General features: G+C 39.6%; 17 protein-coding genes. 7 read left to right on the forward strand and 10 right to left on the reverse strand.

What is annotated here, in order from left to right; genetic code table 11:
- Positions 1-17: 17 nt before the first annotated feature.
- Entirely contained in the window at positions 18-1,226 is a 1,209-nt protein-coding gene (locus AKG34_RS20990) for a glycosyltransferase family 4 protein (RefSeq protein ID WP_053347900.1), read from the reverse strand.
- A gap of 197 nt (positions 1,227-1,423) precedes the next feature.
- On the opposite strand from AKG34_RS20990, the gene wecB reads away from it, so the two are divergent.
- Entirely contained in the window at positions 1,424-2,581 is a 1,158-nt protein-coding gene (wecB, locus tag AKG34_RS20995) for a non-hydrolyzing UDP-N-acetylglucosamine 2-epimerase (RefSeq protein WP_053347901.1), read from the forward strand.
- 99 nt (positions 2,582-2,680) lie between these two features.
- On the opposite strand, the gene AKG34_RS21000 is transcribed toward wecB, so the two are convergent.
- The 3 genes from AKG34_RS21000 to AKG34_RS21010 form a co-directional block, all read right to left on the reverse strand.
- Positions 2,681-4,378 (reverse strand): methyl-accepting chemotaxis protein, encoded by a 1,698-nt coding sequence (locus AKG34_RS21000; RefSeq protein ID WP_053347902.1) that lies wholly within the window; start codon positions 4,376-4,378, stop codon positions 2,681-2,683.
- A 361-nt stretch (positions 4,379-4,739) separates the two neighbouring features.
- Positions 4,740-6,107, reverse strand: coding sequence for an MATE family efflux transporter (locus tag AKG34_RS21005; RefSeq protein ID WP_053347903.1), 1,368 nt, complete (start codon positions 6,105-6,107; stop codon positions 4,740-4,742).
- Positions 6,108-6,131: 24 nt separating this feature from the next.
- Positions 6,132-6,710 (reverse strand): TetR/AcrR family transcriptional regulator, encoded by a 579-nt coding sequence (locus tag AKG34_RS21010; RefSeq protein WP_053347904.1) that lies wholly within the window; start codon positions 6,708-6,710, stop codon positions 6,132-6,134.
- A 251-nt stretch (positions 6,711-6,961) separates the two neighbouring features.
- Between AKG34_RS21010 and AKG34_RS29485 the strand changes: the two genes are divergently transcribed.
- Positions 6,962-7,171, forward strand: coding sequence for a VOC family protein (locus AKG34_RS29485; RefSeq protein ID WP_330219168.1), 210 nt, complete (start codon positions 6,962-6,964; stop codon positions 7,169-7,171).
- Between the two features lie 118 nt (positions 7,172-7,289).
- Positions 7,290-7,379 carry a VOC family protein gene (locus tag AKG34_RS29490; protein ID WP_330219169.1) on the forward strand — a complete coding sequence of 30 codons (90 nt, stop codon included), beginning with the start codon at positions 7,290-7,292 and terminating at the stop codon, positions 7,377-7,379.
- A gap of 131 nt (positions 7,380-7,510) precedes the next feature.
- Here AKG34_RS29490 and AKG34_RS21020 read toward each other — a convergent pair whose 3' ends face one another.
- The 4 genes from AKG34_RS21020 to AKG34_RS21035 all read right to left on the reverse strand — a co-directional run bounded on the left by AKG34_RS21020 (position 7,511) and on the right by AKG34_RS21035 (position 10,241).
- On the reverse strand, positions 7,511-8,281 hold the full coding sequence (locus AKG34_RS21020; RefSeq protein ID WP_053347905.1) for a TSUP family transporter: 771 nt from the start codon (positions 8,279-8,281) through the stop codon (positions 7,511-7,513).
- A 92-nt stretch (positions 8,282-8,373) separates the two neighbouring features.
- Positions 8,374-8,841, reverse strand: coding sequence for a 2-thiouracil desulfurase family protein (locus tag AKG34_RS21025; RefSeq protein ID WP_053347906.1), 468 nt, complete (start codon positions 8,839-8,841; stop codon positions 8,374-8,376).
- Between the two features lie 327 nt (positions 8,842-9,168).
- Positions 9,169-9,411 carry a DUF2584 domain-containing protein gene (locus AKG34_RS21030; RefSeq protein ID WP_053347907.1) on the reverse strand — a complete coding sequence of 81 codons (243 nt, stop codon included), beginning with the start codon at positions 9,409-9,411 and terminating at the stop codon, positions 9,169-9,171.
- 41 nt (positions 9,412-9,452) lie between these two features.
- Positions 9,453-10,241 (reverse strand): alpha/beta hydrolase family protein, encoded by a 789-nt coding sequence (locus tag AKG34_RS21035; RefSeq protein WP_053347908.1) that lies wholly within the window; start codon positions 10,239-10,241, stop codon positions 9,453-9,455.
- A 161-nt stretch (positions 10,242-10,402) separates the two neighbouring features.
- Between AKG34_RS21035 and AKG34_RS21040 the strand changes: the two genes are divergently transcribed.
- The 3 genes from AKG34_RS21040 to AKG34_RS21050 are packed head-to-tail and all read left to right on the forward strand — an operon-like array spanning position 10,403 to position 12,948.
- Positions 10,403-11,374, forward strand: coding sequence for an ABC transporter substrate-binding protein (locus AKG34_RS21040; protein ID WP_152952387.1), 972 nt, complete (start codon positions 10,403-10,405; stop codon positions 11,372-11,374).
- 22 nt (positions 11,375-11,396) lie between these two features.
- A complete protein-coding gene (locus tag AKG34_RS21045) occupies positions 11,397-12,167 on the forward strand; it encodes an ABC transporter ATP-binding protein (RefSeq protein WP_053347910.1) in 771 nt (256 codons plus the stop codon).
- Positions 12,157-12,948 carry an ABC transporter permease gene (locus AKG34_RS21050; protein ID WP_236694984.1) on the forward strand — a complete coding sequence of 264 codons (792 nt, stop codon included), beginning with the start codon at positions 12,157-12,159 and terminating at the stop codon, positions 12,946-12,948. Before AKG34_RS21045 ends, AKG34_RS21050 begins: the two co-directional genes overlap by 11 nt.
- Positions 12,949-13,118: 170 nt before the next feature.
- Here the strand turns inward: AKG34_RS21050 and ytkD are convergent, their stop codons facing one another.
- Positions 13,119-13,577 carry an RNA deprotection pyrophosphohydrolase gene (ytkD, locus tag AKG34_RS21055; RefSeq protein WP_053347912.1) on the reverse strand — a complete coding sequence of 153 codons (459 nt, stop codon included), beginning with the start codon at positions 13,575-13,577 and terminating at the stop codon, positions 13,119-13,121.
- Between the two features lie 122 nt (positions 13,578-13,699).
- Positions 13,700-14,050 (reverse strand): hypothetical protein, encoded by a 351-nt coding sequence (locus AKG34_RS21060; protein ID WP_053347913.1) that lies wholly within the window; start codon positions 14,048-14,050, stop codon positions 13,700-13,702.
- Between the two features lie 227 nt (positions 14,051-14,277).
- Between AKG34_RS21060 and AKG34_RS21065 the strand changes: the two genes are divergently transcribed.
- Positions 14,278-14,544, forward strand: coding sequence for a DUF6154 family protein (locus AKG34_RS21065; RefSeq protein WP_376103862.1), 267 nt, complete (start codon positions 14,278-14,280; stop codon positions 14,542-14,544).
- Positions 14,545-14,720: the final 176 nt, after the last annotated feature.

Below are 14,720 nucleotides of genomic sequence, written 5' to 3' on the forward strand. Positions count from 1 at the left end.
CTTTTCCAGATATGCCGTCAGCTAGATGCTTCCATCACGTTAATGAGCCCTTGAATATTTTTTGACCATAGAAAATTTTGTTCCGCATATCGATGGCCATTTTCTCCAAGCTCTTCGCGAAGAGCTTTCTCAGAGGCCATTGTTAGAATATGTTGACTGATTTCATCAACCTTTCTACTATCTGCCACCATCCCGCATTGCGCTTCTGAAATCATTTGTCTGGCACGCCCGGCGACATCACCGACAATCGGTTTCCCTACGCACATATAGTCAATGATTTTTCCAGGCAGCACCTTGTTAAAGACATCCTTCTCAACTAAGCTTACATACGCAATATGGGAAGAGGATACTTCATTAAGAGTCACCCTCCTATTCATCGCTTTGATGACCCTTATATTGGTCAAGCCTTTAGAGGAAATCTCGTCTTGCACTTCGGACATTCGATATCCATATCCAATAATCGTAAACTCAATTTGTTTATGTTCTTTCAGTTTTTCAGCCACTTCTATTAACTTTTTAATATCTTGGGCAAGTCCGATATTACCCGTATAAACGACTTTAATCCTATTTTCCGAAATGGGTGGAAGCCTTTTTTTCAAGTTCAGCTCGTCTGCAGTAAGCGAGTTTGGAATGAATTGGATATCATCATTCTTGACTCCTTTTGAAATGATATAATCCCTAAATCCAGGACTATTGATGATAATTTGATTAGAGTGTTGATATATTTTTCTTTCAAGGAAAAAAGCCATTTTCAAGATCCACTTATTCGTGAATACGCCTACTCCCTGCAGTGATTCGGGCCATAAGTCTCTTACATCGGTTATTAGCTTTGCCTTCATCTTTTTCTTGGCAATCAATGCCGCAAATATCGGGAAAATAGGTGGTGTCGTGACAAACACATAGTCATATTTTTTTTCCAGTCGAATGATTGTATAAATGAAAAGCCACATTGCTTCCAAATAATGAAGCAAGCGTCTCCCCATATTGCTTGTATACCTCTTCACTTTATCTGGTTGAATCCTGATGATATCTTTCTCCTCAATATCGACTTCATCCCAAAAATGGGCATCTTGATATAAACTTTGGTGAGGATAACTCGGCTTCAAAGTGATGACTGTTACCTCATAGCCGCTTCGCTTCAAATTGAGATATACATTTTTCATCCTGTTTCCTGCACTCCCAATTTCAGGATAAAAGTTTTGTACAATCATCAGGACACTTTTCATATGAGCCTATCACCTCTATTCTTAAAATGTTCATCGTCCTGCTTTTTATTGTAAATGGACGATATTAAGTGGGGGTTAAAGAAATATAAAGTCCTTATTAACTTTGTAAATATTCTGTTAATTGTTGCGTCAAATAAATATTTCTTAAGAACAACTCGTTATAATAGGGAGGAAATAAAGAAAGCGAGGAAATCATAATGCCTAAAAATCGTTTAAGGGTCATGACTGTGTTTGGGACAAGACCAGAGGCCATTAAAATGGCACCTGTCGTATTGGAGTTGAAAAAGCATCAAGAATCGATTGAAAGCATTGTAGTGGTCACCGCCCAGCATCGGGATATGCTTGATCAAGTCCTGCAATGTTTCCAAATAAGACCAGACTACGATTTAAATATGATGAAAGAAAGACAAACATTAGAAGAGATCACAACTCGCGGGATTGGGGAACTGAGCGCTCTTATGAAAGAACTACAACCAGATATCGTGCTCGTTCATGGAGATACAACGACGACTTTCATCGCCAGCCTAGCCGCTTTTTATAATAAAATTCAAATTGGTCATGTTGAGGCTGGTCTTCGGACTGGTAATAAGTATTCTCCGTATCCTGAAGAAATGAATAGACAGCTGACAGGCGTCTTAGCTGATTTGCATTTTGCCCCGACAAATCAAGCAGCAGAAAATCTCATTTTGGAAAATAAAAAGAGTGATTCGATCCATATTACCGGCAATACAGCCATCGATGCTTTGAAAACAACGGTTCAAAAAGACTATGAGCATCCAATTCTATCCGGTTTAAATGGAGATCGTATGCTATTGATGACAGCGCACAGACGAGAAAATATCGGAAAACCAATGGAAGAAATATTCCGTTCCGTCAAACGGCTGCTTGAAGATCACATGGATATCCAAGTCGTCTTCCCACTTCATAAAAACCCAGTAGTCCGCGAAATTGCTTATCGGATTTTTGGTGAAACGGAAAGACTTCACTTAATAGAGCCGCTTGAGGTGCTTGATTTTCATAATTTTGCGGCGCACGCCCATCTAATACTGACAGATTCCGGAGGGGTGCAAGAAGAAGCTCCTTCACTTGGCGTTCCTGTCCTTGTGTTACGCGATACGACAGAACGGCCAGAAGGAATTGAGGCTGGTACCCTTTTATTGGCAGGAATTGAGGAAGAACGAATTTATCAATTAGCCACAGACTTACTTACAAATGAAGAAACCTATAAAAAAATGGCGACAGCTTCTAACCCATATGGAGATGGATTTGCCTCGAAGCGAATAGTCGAAATACTTTTAGAGAAATTGAGTGCTGATAACAATAAGATGATAAATCGGCCAACCCTCTCATCCTAATTTTTATCATTTATTAACGTTAGAAAGAACGATAAATCAAAAGAAGAAGCCTAACACTCTTTAAGAGGTTGCTAGGCTTTTTCTAATTCTTCTTATATATTAGATTTTAAAATGATTCACTTCCATTTTAAGACTCTCGGCCAGGGTTGCTAGTGATTGAGCGCCTTCAGAAATCTGTTCAGTCGCTGCATGCTGTTCTTCAGTTGCAGCACTTGTATCATTTGCCCTTTCTGCTGAAGTAACCGCTATTTCTTTTATTGCATTCGCACCAGCGGCTACATCCTTGGTCATCGCTTGAATTTCTTCTATAGCAGAGGATACGGATTCAATTTGCTCACTCACTCCTCCAACTGCGGATTTAATATGATTGAACACCTGGAGTGAGTTTGCTGAAGCAGAAAGTCCATCTTCTGCTTTCTTACTTCCAATATTAATTGATTCGACGCCTTTTTCGGTAGCCTCTTCGATCAATTTGACCATTTTTTCAATTTCTGAGGCTGATATTTTTGATTGTTCAGCAAGTTTTCTGACTTCATCAGCCACTACTGCAAAACCCTTTCCATTTTCTCCGGCACGGGCCGCTTCAATTGCAGCATTTAATGCCAGTAAGTTTGTTTGCTCAGAAATGTCCGTAATTAATGTCGTAACTCTTTGAATTTCACTTGAATGCTTCGACATTACTTCCATTATGCTCGCTGACTCGTGAATCGTAGTGTTTATATTATTCATTTGGGTAGTTACATCATCTATAATGTTAGATCCTTGTTGAACAAGTGAATTCACAGATTCTGCGGAGGCAAGCATTTCGACATTACTTTCGGTGATCTGCTCGATAGCTGCAGCCATTTCATTCATAGAGTTTACTGAGTTCTCTACAATAGTGACCTGCCGAGCTGTCCCTCTCATATTTTCTTCAGCAGTTGTTGCGACCATCTCCGAAGAAGCTAGGCTTTCTTCAGAGCTTGCCGACATTTGTTCTGCTTGAACAGCAAGTTGTGACGAAGAATCCCTCATATTTAAGACAATCGCTTTAAGTTCCGCAACCATTTTATTAAAAGCACCGGCCATTTCACCAATTTCGTCTTTGTTTCGAATCCGAATTTCTTCTATCTGTAAATTACCGCCTGCAACTTGACCAATTGCTTCTGTAAGTTTGCGAACCGGGCGAGAAATACTGCGACTCAGGACGATTGGTAAAATAATACTAAGGATGAATCCAAAGATTATTAGCAATACAATAATTCTTTCCATATCCTTTACTTTATCGTTCAAATCTTCCCGAGTCTCTTGTAAATAAGCATTTTGATTGTCACTTAGTTTTTCAGCTTTTTCCAAGATTGTTTTTTCCAAGACACTTGCTTTATCCGTTTTCTCAGTTATATCTAGATCCTTCGCACTATCGCCTTGCTGCATGCTGATAATTATCTCTTCAGCCAATTCCATATATTCAAGTTTTGCGTTATGTATCTCTTCCAACAATTCGATATCGTCTTGTGATGTAAATGTTTTTCCAAGATTTTCGTAAGCCTCCTCAAACATTTCGTTTTTAACTACTCTATTTTCCAAATATGTAGAATCCTTATAGATAATATAACCACGAACATCATTTGAAACAGCTTGCTGTTTGTTAATCATTTCATCTACCAGATTGATCTTTTTCACTCGATCATCCAATAAAAAAGTATATTGTTTATTCAAATCGGTGATGATCCAGAGATAAAAGAAACCTATAGTCATAAGAAATATAAGTATAGACAAAAAACCTGCCCATAATTTTTTTGATACAGATAATTTCACGTTAAATACCCTCCAATTAATCAATAATTTTTAATTTTCAAACTCTATAAATAATATCGGTTGCATAGTGCCTTTTTTCTAGTCAGTTCACGAAAACACAATAAAATTAACTTATATCAAAAAACTAAGCAGTTTGGGGTAAAGTAAAAAAGAAGATATGATAATAAAGCGGGAAGTGTTGATCAGCATCGTCCATTTGAGGCTTCGTAAAAAACATGCACAGCATGAAACATCCTTTTCGGCTTGCCAATTAGCGACCTAGTACCCAATTGCATCTTTTGATTACTTCACTGTACGATTTAAAACAAAGCAAAAAAGACCACCAAATTGGTGATCTTTAGGAATTTCTAATTTTCATCTCTTATCCCTTAATTAACCGGACATTTTTTCCAAAGTTTGAACCTACGCTTTTTAAATAAAGTAAGACGGTTAAGAATATGACTACCTCAGATAATGGAATGGCCAGCCATGCAGCATTTATTCCAAATATAAGCGGCAATGTTAGCAGGAATAAAAGCATGAAAATAAATTCGCGTCCAAGCGTAATCCAAGCGGCCATCTTTACTTGCCCAATTGATTGGAAATAGGTCATCATAACGAAGTTGACTCCCATTAGGATATATCCGCTAAAGAAGATTCTAATTCCAATTGTAGCAAGCTCTTTTACATCTTGAGAAAAGTCTCCGAATAAATCTACAATATAAGGTGCCGCCACTTGTCCCACCAGGGTAATAGATATTCCTGCACCAATTGCTGTGAAAATGGCAATGCGAACCGTTTCGCGCTTCCGCTTATCATCTTTTGCACCATGATAATAACTTACTAGTGGCTGTATTGCCGACCCGATGCCAAGAAACATCAACAGCATAACACTATGTGCATAATTGACAATAGAAAATGCAGCTAATCCGTCGGTACCAGCAAGGCGCGAGAACGCATTATTATGAGCAATAGTAAAGACTGATACACCTATCTCAGCTAAGAAACTAGGAAAGCCAATCATCATTGTCATAATGAAAAGTGACTTTTCAAAACGAAAATTGACGAGGCGAAGCGTGTTCTTCTTCGTGAAAAAGTGCGTGCTGAGAACCAGTATGCCCAAGGCAGCTGCAATGATTGTTCCGTATGCAATCTCGCGCACCCCTAAATCTAGTACATACAGGATAATGAAGTTTAAAACGAAATTGGAAATGGCTGTGACGATAAGAGATGCCATGGCCAGATTCGGATTACCGTTGTTCCTGACGAATATGCTTAAGGTGTTTTCTAGGGTGAAAACAAAACCAAGCATTAAGAATACGTTCATGTAATCCGTTGCAAAGGGAGCGGTTGCTTCATTGGCCCCTAGTGCATAAACAAGCTGATGGTGAAAAGCGTAGGCAATCAGACCAATGATTACGGTGAATATTGTGATTAGAATGATGGAATGGGTGAAAATAAAGCGTGCCCGATTATAATCCTTTGCCCCCATGCTTTGTGAATAAAGCGTTGCGCCGCCTACCCCGATCCAAATCGACATCGCTACAAAGATTGTATAAATGGGCCCTGCAATATTAACTCCTGCAAGGGCAACCGATCCAAGCTTATTGCCGACCATCACGCCATCGACAACAAAGTTCAATGCCATCAATACCATTCCGATCATAGAAGGAATCAGATAGCGCAGAAAGACCTTTCCTGTCGATTCTATCTCCAATAGATTTTGTTGTTGTTTTTCTCTTAATGACATTTATACCATCTCCTGCTATTGACCTTACTTTGAAATTCCTCTCCAAAAAATAGTCCATGACGCCGCAAGTTTTTCCGCAACTCGGTCTGGATTATCGGCATAAACAAGTTCGACCATAATGGCCACGATGACGCCTGAATACGCCAGTGTCAGGGTTCGCGCATCTCCTGAGTTTAAAACCCCAGCGGATATCCATGTTCCGAATATCTTTTCCATTAAGGCTTCCTGTTGAACCTGAAGATCATCAGTCTCTTTCTGAATTTCATTGTATAGATGTGTTGGTGGAAAGAATCCCATACGAAGCCAGAACTTTAAACTCTCAACCTCCTGGAACATCTTTATCATTTCTTCCAAAAATCCGTATAGCATCTTTTCCGGATCACTTTTTTTCATGATATTGAAATACTCAACATAAGACGACAGTTCCATTTCCTTGGCGTCTTTAAGTACAGATAAAAACAGATCGTCTTTCCCTTTAAAATGAGAATATATTGATTGTTTTTTTATCCCAACATCTTCGGCAATTTGAGAAAGTGAAGTACCCTCATAACCATGAATCGTAAAATATTTGAGTGCTGCTTTTTTTATTTCATCGCTTTTCATAATGTTCACCTTTCATTGCTGAATATTATTTTTTGTATTTCTGATAATCCTATCATAACCTAACGAACGTTCGTCAGGCAAGTTTTTTCATTTTGTAAATTTAAGGTTTACCTCCTATTGAAATAAAGATTGGTCCGATTGAAACCCTTCTATAAAGGAAGGTTAATGGTGCTACATTATTCCCTAGTATTAAAAGGATTATAATGTCTGCCTGTAGAAATGATAGTCAAAAATAAAAAGGAGGGTTCAAAATGAAACATCAGATTACCCCATACTTAACATTTGATGGACAAGCTAGAGATGCATTAGCATTTTATGAGGAAGTATTTCAAGCAGAGGTTATTGATATACAATCATTCGGGGACGCTGATTTCCCAACACCTGAAGAAGCAAATGATAGGATCTTGCATACTAAGATTAAAAAAGGTGAGTTATTGGTCATGGTATCTGATGGTATCTGATACGTTTCCTGGAAATCCCCTTGAAGTCGGGACCAATATTTCTCTCGTGCTGGAGTGAGAAAGCGAATCAGAGATCCAGCATTTATACGAGACATTGCGTGAAAAAGGAACAACCTTAATGGAACTTCAAGATACCTTTTGGGGTGCACGATTTGCTAAGGTCAAGGATTGCTTTGGCGTTCATTGGGACTTGAATTACACAAAATGAATCAAAAAAATGGCCGAAAAATACCAATAGTATTTCCGGCCATGTATTATTATTTAAAGTCTTTATTTTTGGGGAAAAAGTAAAAATGAACATATCAAAATAATATATATTACTCTTTTGAACGCCTCTTATTAAATCACGTGAAGATAATTCAAGACATTTTTGCCGATCAGTAAAATGGTGACACAAATAAATAATATACGTACATAGGCAGCACCTTTTTTTATCGCAAAGTTCGATCCTACTAATGCTCCGACAACCATTGCGAGGCCCATCGGAATTCCATAGACAAAATTGACTGACCCCATTGATAAGAAAATAATAAGTGCGGCAATATTGCTACCAAAATTAAGTACTTTTGCATTTCCAGCAGCCTTAACAAAATCAAATCCAATAATCAAAAATGAAAACAATAAAAAAGAGCCTGTACCAGGACCAAGAAAACCATCGTAAAAACCAATAGCAAATATTGCGATGATCAACATAATCATTTTCTTCCGTTTTAGCCCTTTATATTTTGCGTCTTTACCCCAATCCCTTTTTACAATCGTATAAATTGCGACGATAACTAATAAGATTAATATGAGCGGCTTTAGGATTTCAGCGGAAACAAAATGAACCACATATGCCCCTAGAATCGCACCAATCACAGTAATCGGAAAAAGCTTCATGACAAATTTGAAATTCACTTTTCCAGCTCGAATAAATGAGATTGTACTCGTTAAAGAACCCATCGAGCTTGCCAATTTATTAGTAGCAAGGGCTGCTGAAGGTGATATCCCTGTAAATAATAAAGCAGGAATGGAAATTAACCCTCCTCCGCCTACAACAGAGTCAATGAACGCAGCAATAAAACCAGCAAGTATTAAAAACAACAAAGTATAGAGATTAATTTCCTCCATATATTCTCCTCCCTTCAAAAACAATAACTCTATTATACTCCCACTTTCTGTATCTGTATTTCTGGAATTTTAATGAAAATGAATATTACCGATTACTCTTTTTCATTTAGAAATTCAAACAGTTTTCCCTCTGAAGTTACCGTAAAACCGTGTCGTTTTAGCAACGCAGCCGTAACTCCATTCCCAACCTTTTTCTTCCCCTTAAATTCACCATTATAAATCGTCGAACTGCCACAGGATGGACTGTCTTCTTTTAAAACTACAAGTGTGGCACCTACTTCTTGAGCCTTTTTTAATGTTAAATGTGCCCCCTTTATGTACAAATCCGTTACATCCCTACCAGACTTTTCGATTATTTTTGCATTCCCATTAAGGACATCTTCACCATCACCGCCAATTATCTCAGCAGGTTCTCTGGGAGTTGAAAAGCCCCCAAGCAACTCAGGACATACAGTGATTGCCTTTTTTTCTTCTAACAATCTCATAATTCTATCATCTAAGCTATGTGTACCGTTGTATCTTACCTCTAAACCTGCTAGACAAGAACTTACTAAAATCATTAAAATCACCTCATCATATTAGCTTAACAATATTTTATCATTCTTCTTAAATAATATGATTTGAACGATTAAAATCTGCTGAAAATTGTTATGGTCGAATTATTAGCTACGAGGGTCGATTTATCTTCGCGTAGGACGAATTATTCGCGTGTAGGACGAATTATCTTCGCGTAGGACGAATTATTAGCGTGTAGGTCGATTTATCAGTGCGTAGGTCGAATTATTAGCGTGTAGGACGAAATTTCCGCAAAAAAGGTCAAATTCCACCAACCAAACCAAAAAAAAGCGCTTGCAGAGAAACTATTTCTCGGCAAGCACTTCATTTATTCAGTTGGTTGAGTTTAATGATAACAATTGGTACGTAATGGTGGTTTTTTCGTTGGTCCATTCAACTTTTTGAATAACTGCTGTTCCGCTTGAGTCAGATTGAATAGTTTTACGGACGTCAATTGGAATGTCGATTGGATATAACCGATAGCCTGCTTTTGTTAGGCTGAAAATATTTTCTTGTTCTCGAATTTCGTTTCCTTTTGTAACGATCATGGTGTTGAGTTCCATAGGCATGCCCATGTATATCTCCTCCTCTGGCCAATGTATACTTCATTCTAACATTATTCCGTTTTATTTTTCATCCAAGTTGTTAAATCTTCGACTACTTTTCTGTTGACGGCTGGCGGGAAGTAATGTGTGAATTGAGGAAAATACCAGCTTTCTACCTCTTTATCATGGGTTTTCAACCGTTTTTCCAGCCGGTACGCATGTTCAACCGAGACATTGTCATCCAGTTCACCATGAATAATCAGAACAGGAACATTCAATTCTTCAATCGCAAACAACGGAGTCCGGTATTCATATTGGTCTGGGTATTTTTTAGGCGTGCCGCCGATGACTCGCTTCATCATGCGGCGCATATCGACCCGTTCTACATAGGTTAAAAACATATCTGACACACCGCCCCACGTTACAATTGACGCCGCATTCTTACAATAGATTCCAGTCCAAAGCGCCATGATGCCGCCACGGGAAAATCCGAGAATATGAATATGTTCCTTATTCACTCGGGGATGTTGCTCAAGCAGATTGAACCCGGATATCGCATCAAACCGATCTTCGCCGGCAAAATCCTCATCTCCCTCGCCACCTTGATTCCCCCGGTAAAAAGGGGCAAATACGATGAATCCTTCTGCAGCATACTGGATAATTCTTGCAGGCCTCACCTTGCCTACATTTTTAATTCCACCTCGTAAATATAAGAAGGCATCGTGCATCTCACCATCCACCGGTTCAGCTAGCAATCCCTTAACCTTCAAGCCCTGTGATATGTATGTAATTAAATAAAGATGGATTTCTGGATGCGGTGATGGAAACCGCTGTTTTGAAATAATCGATCCGTTCTCCAATTTCCACGCCCCTTTCTCTTTCCTTTATTGTAAAACATCCAACAGTTTTTATCCCCTGATAGGCATTCACATATTTTTTCACCCGTTCATACGATAAGGTAGGCAAAATACCTATTTATGAGGAGGAAACAATTTTGAAAAAATGGTGTAAAGCAGGTGTCATGTTTTTACTCATGTGTTTGCTTCTGATTCCGCTCGGAGCATGCGGCAGCAAGGAAAAAGAAACAACGAAGGTCAGGGTTGCCGAAGTGACCCGCTCCCTTTTCTATACACCACAATATGTCGCGATTGAAAAGGGATTTTTTAAAGATGAGGGCTTAACTATTGATTTAAAAACGACAGCAGGCGGTGACAAGACGATGACCGCTCTCCTTACGGATGGAGCGGACATTGCTCTCGTGGGCTCTGAAACATCGATTTATGTGGCGCAGGGATCAGACGACCCGGTCATCAACTTCGCTCAATTAACGCAAACCGATGGAACGTTTCTTGTTTCACGTGAAAAAATTGACAATTTCAATTGGGATATGCTGAAAGACTCCACTTTCCTTGGCCAGCGTAAAGGCGGGATGCCGCAGATGGCAGGCGAGTTTGTGTTGAAAAAACATAACATTGACCCGAAAAAGGATTTGAATCTCATCCAGAATATTGATTTCGCGAATATCTCAACTGCATTCGCTTCCGGTACAGGTGATTTTGTTCAGCTATTCGAACCAACTGCCAGTGTGTTTGAAAAAGAAGGAAAAGGCTATATCGTCGCTTCTTTCGGCACCGAGTCTGGTCATCTTCCTTATACGGTTTATATGGCTAAACAAAGCTATTTAAAGGAAGACAAAGAGACGGTTGAGAAATTCACGCGGGCTTTGAAAAAAGCACAGGACTGGGTTCAGGAAAGTGATGCATCAGAAATTGCTAAAGTCATTCAGCCCTATTTTGAAGATACCGATCTAGACACGATGGAAACAGTCATCACCCGCTACAAAGAACAAGGCTCCTTTGCCACCGATCCCATTCTTGATGAAGAAGAGTGGAACAATCTGCAAGACATCATGGATGAAGCCGATGAGCTCCCTTCAAGAATTAGCCATGATGAACTGGTAAACACCGATTTTGCTGAAAAAGTGTCAAAGTAGCTAGAGGTAAGGAGGATGTCCGATGAGCTTTTTAAAAATCCAAGACATTCACCATACTTATTTTTCAAATCAGACGGCAGCGACCGCACTCGCGGACATTTCCCTCGACATTGAAAAAGGTGAATTTGTCTCTTTTCTTGGTCCGAGCGGTTGCGGAAAGACGACCCTGCTTTCCATCATCGCTGGACTATTCCCGCCCACTTCGGGAAAGATCCTGCTCGAAAACAACCCGCTGAAGGCCGACAGTGACTTTTCAATCGGCTATATGCTGCAACAGGATTATCTATTCCCATGGAAAACGATTGAAGAAAATGTTTTATTAGGATTAAAGCTGATTAAGAAGAATGAAGGCCTGGAGAAAATAAAGACGTTGAAACTGTTGAGTGATGTTGGATTGGGAGGCACCGGAAAATTATATCCGCGTGAACTTTCCGGGGGGATGAGGCAACGAGCTGCTCTGGCACGAACACTCGCAGTGGACCCAAAAATCCTCTTGCTTGATGAACCGTTTTCTGCCCTAGATTACCAAACGAAGTTGAAGCTTGAAGACCTTGTTTTTGAAATTCTGAAATCTTTTGGAAAGACGGCAGTGCTTGTCACCCATGATATTGGTGAAGCCATTGCAATGAGCGACCGGATTTATCTATTTTCCGCGAAGCCAGGCAGAATTTACAAAACTTTTGAAGTACCTGATGAACTACGCGAACTGACACCTTTTCATGCCCGTAATCACCCACACTATTCGGCATTATTCCAAACGATCTGGAAGGAGCTTGAGAGCCTTGAATATTGAACAACTTCATAGCCAGTATAAAACCTCTTTGAAAAAGGAAAACAGGCTAATTCGCTTTTATCAGATCCTGATTTTCATTGTCTTTTTCAGCAGTTGGGAACTTTTTTCTCGGATGAGGTGGATTGACCCGCTCATCTTCAGTTCGCCCTCTAAAGTGTGGCATCTATTTATAAAGAAATTAGGTGACGGAACACTTCTTTCCCATTCAGGCGTGACCCTATTCGAAACCGTGCTCGGCTTCATCATCGGGACACTGCTTGGAACGATACTTGCTTCCTTGCTCTGGTGGTCGCCGAGGTTGTCGAAAACGCTCGACCCGTATCTCGTCATTTTAAATGCAATGCCAAAAGTCGCCCTCGGACCTATTATCATCGTAGCATTCGGACCAGGTTTTCCGTCAATCATCTCTATGGGAGCGATCATTTCCATTATCATCACCACTATCGTCGTCTACACAGCATTTCGCGAAGTCGATCCCAACTACCTAAAGGTACTGCAAACTTTCGGTGCCACAAGGGCTCAGTCCTTCCGGGAAGCCATATTACCGGCCTCCTTCCCGACTATTATCTCGACATTGAAGGTAAATGTTGGCCTCTCCTGGGTCGGCGTCATCGTCGGTGAATTTCTCGTCTCAGCAAAAGGACTCGGCTACTTAATTATTTATGGATTTCAAGTCTTCAATTTTACCCTCGTTATGCTCTCCTTGATGATTATTGCCTTCTTTGCGACAATCATGTACCAACTTGTCGAACTACTCGAGCGAAAATTGATCAAGGATTAATCTAACTGCCGATACTCGTCGGCAGTTTTCATATTTACGGGGTTTTACTCGTGAATCTTCGGGCTTTACTCGTGAATTAGATCGATTTACTCGTGAGTTTTCGGGTTTTACTCGTGAATTAGATGGATTTACTCGTGAATTAGATGGATTTACTCGTGAATCTATGCAATTTACTCGTACAAACCATCCAACCTTGCTAAACTCAACGGCACGATTTCATCTTTCATGATAAAACTAAACTCCTCACCTAGCACATCCGGCAACACATCCAATAGAATCGGTCCATCCGTTTCCAGATAATCTTCTTTCCACTCTATCTCACTCAACTTAGCAAAGTAAATCGATTTTACAAATGGCTTCACTGGATTATGTACTTTATATTGTCCCAAAAATTGTAGGTGTTCCACCACTCCTCCGGTTTCTTCATACACTTCCCGCTTGGCCGCTGCTTCAATTGATTCCCCAGTCTCCCTCTTTCCGCCTGGAAATTCCAATCCCCGCTTACGGTGTTTCGTCAATACCCACTTTTCTTGAATTCTACAGAGAACGAAAACATGCCACGCCTCCCCAAAAACAGGATCCACGGAGAATTCCACCTTATATCCGTTCATATCACAAAACTGTTTCATATTTCCCCTCTCTCTATTTAAGAAAAACTATTTCATTTTATTGGTGTCACCATTCATTATATGGAATAAAAATCCCGCTATCCAGCGAGAATTCTCTTCACATTGAAAAAAACGATGGCCTCTCAATATTCGAGGCCATCATCTGTTCGTTTTGCCTGTAAAATTCCCATACTCTCTATATGCCGCTTTCCTTCTTCAGTTCCAAGTTTATGAATCATTTCGTATATCTTTTGAAGCGTGATATCCTGTTTATCATTTTCCCGGTCAAAATGATATTGAAGATACGGGACGTGGGCGCGATAAAAGTTTTCTTCCCCTACTGAATAATTGTAATCAAATAACTCACGCAACTGCAGGATTTCGTTGTCGGTTGCTTCGATTTCAAAATTCCACGGAGAACCTTCCCTATCTTGTGAAATTTGCCCATTCGGAATCCAAATGTAATACGTTTTCCTATTTTCAGACACATTCATCCACCCTTTCCATAAATCCTACGCTTATTTTTTCACGTAACTCTCCACTTCATACAATGGAAAATTTTGTTTACAGAAAACCAAAGATGTTAAATAATAGATTAAAGTATCTTTCATAGGGTAAAACATATAATATAGGCAAGCATCCCTACAAATTTTTATATGCACCCAGAGGTTTTTTTGATAACCTACATATAAAGAGATAACGGATTTCTAAAAAATGTGAGGTGAAAGTTTTGAAGTTAATTGAAGAATTATACAATATGTACCGTAATAAGTTGACCGGTGATGAAGAAGACATTGATATGCTTACTTTTGCGGTTCTGGAACAACTGGACAGGAAGGAAATTTTCGAATTGCTTCAAGAGATGGATGATCAAGAACTAACCAATCTAATGGGCCTTTACATTATTGAAACGTTAAAAGGGAAGTTCGCTCAAAACAGCATGAACGATACGAAACCTACACATTTTCCACCTCGGAATATTCATTAATACATACCATTCAGGTATCCCTCTTTATGGGATGCCTTTTTTCTTGTGTGCCAGGCATGGCAACTATCTAGGTGGTGAAAGTCCACTGTGGGGGTACACATCGACCAACCACTAAGGAAGCGCAAGGTACTTATCGTGAGGTAAGGGCTGGAGGAAGCGTGGAATAAAATCTTGGC

The sequence above is a fragment of the Peribacillus butanolivorans genome, from assembly GCF_001273755.1.
In the GTDB taxonomy this organism is placed as follows: Bacteria; Bacillota; Bacilli; order Bacillales; family DSM-1321; genus Peribacillus; species Peribacillus butanolivorans.

What these genes read in the sequence shown, in the direction of transcription:
- AKG34_RS21005 (WP_053347903.1), bottom strand. Translation starts at nt 6,107, where the DNA reads ATGTCATTAAGAGAAAAACAACAACAAAATCTATTGGAGATAGAATCG.
- AKG34_RS21040 (WP_152952387.1), top strand. Translation starts at nt 10,403, where the DNA reads ATGTTTTTACTCATGTGTTTGCTTCTGATTCCGCTCGGAGCATGCGGC.
- AKG34_RS21010 (WP_053347904.1), bottom strand. Translation starts at nt 6,710, where the DNA reads ATGAAAAGCGATGAAATAAAAAAAGCAGCACTCAAATATTTTACGATT.
- AKG34_RS29485 (WP_330219168.1), top strand. Translation starts at nt 6,962, where the DNA reads ATGAAACATCAGATTACCCCATACTTAACATTTGATGGACAAGCTAGA.
- ytkD (WP_053347912.1), bottom strand. Translation starts at nt 13,577, where the DNA reads ATGAAACAGTTTTGTGATATGAACGGATATAAGGTGGAATTCTCCGTG.
- AKG34_RS21020 (WP_053347905.1), bottom strand. Translation starts at nt 8,281, where the DNA reads ATGGAGGAAATTAATCTCTATACTTTGTTGTTTTTAATACTTGCTGGT.
- AKG34_RS21060 (WP_053347913.1), bottom strand. Translation starts at nt 14,050, where the DNA reads ATGAATGTGTCTGAAAATAGGAAAACGTATTACATTTGGATTCCGAAT.
- AKG34_RS21025 (WP_053347906.1), bottom strand. Translation starts at nt 8,841, where the DNA reads ATGATTTTAGTAAGTTCTTGTCTAGCAGGTTTAGAGGTAAGATACAAC.
- AKG34_RS21030 (WP_053347907.1), bottom strand. Translation starts at nt 9,411, where the DNA reads ATGGGCATGCCTATGGAACTCAACACCATGATCGTTACAAAAGGAAAC.
- AKG34_RS29490 (WP_330219169.1), top strand. Translation starts at nt 7,290, where the DNA reads ATGGAACTTCAAGATACCTTTTGGGGTGCACGATTTGCTAAGGTCAAG.
- AKG34_RS20990 (WP_053347900.1), bottom strand. Translation starts at nt 1,226, where the DNA reads ATGAAAAGTGTCCTGATGATTGTACAAAACTTTTATCCTGAAATTGGG.
- AKG34_RS21045 (WP_053347910.1), top strand. Translation starts at nt 11,397, where the DNA reads ATGAGCTTTTTAAAAATCCAAGACATTCACCATACTTATTTTTCAAAT.
- wecB (WP_053347901.1), top strand. Translation starts at nt 1,424, where the DNA reads ATGCCTAAAAATCGTTTAAGGGTCATGACTGTGTTTGGGACAAGACCA.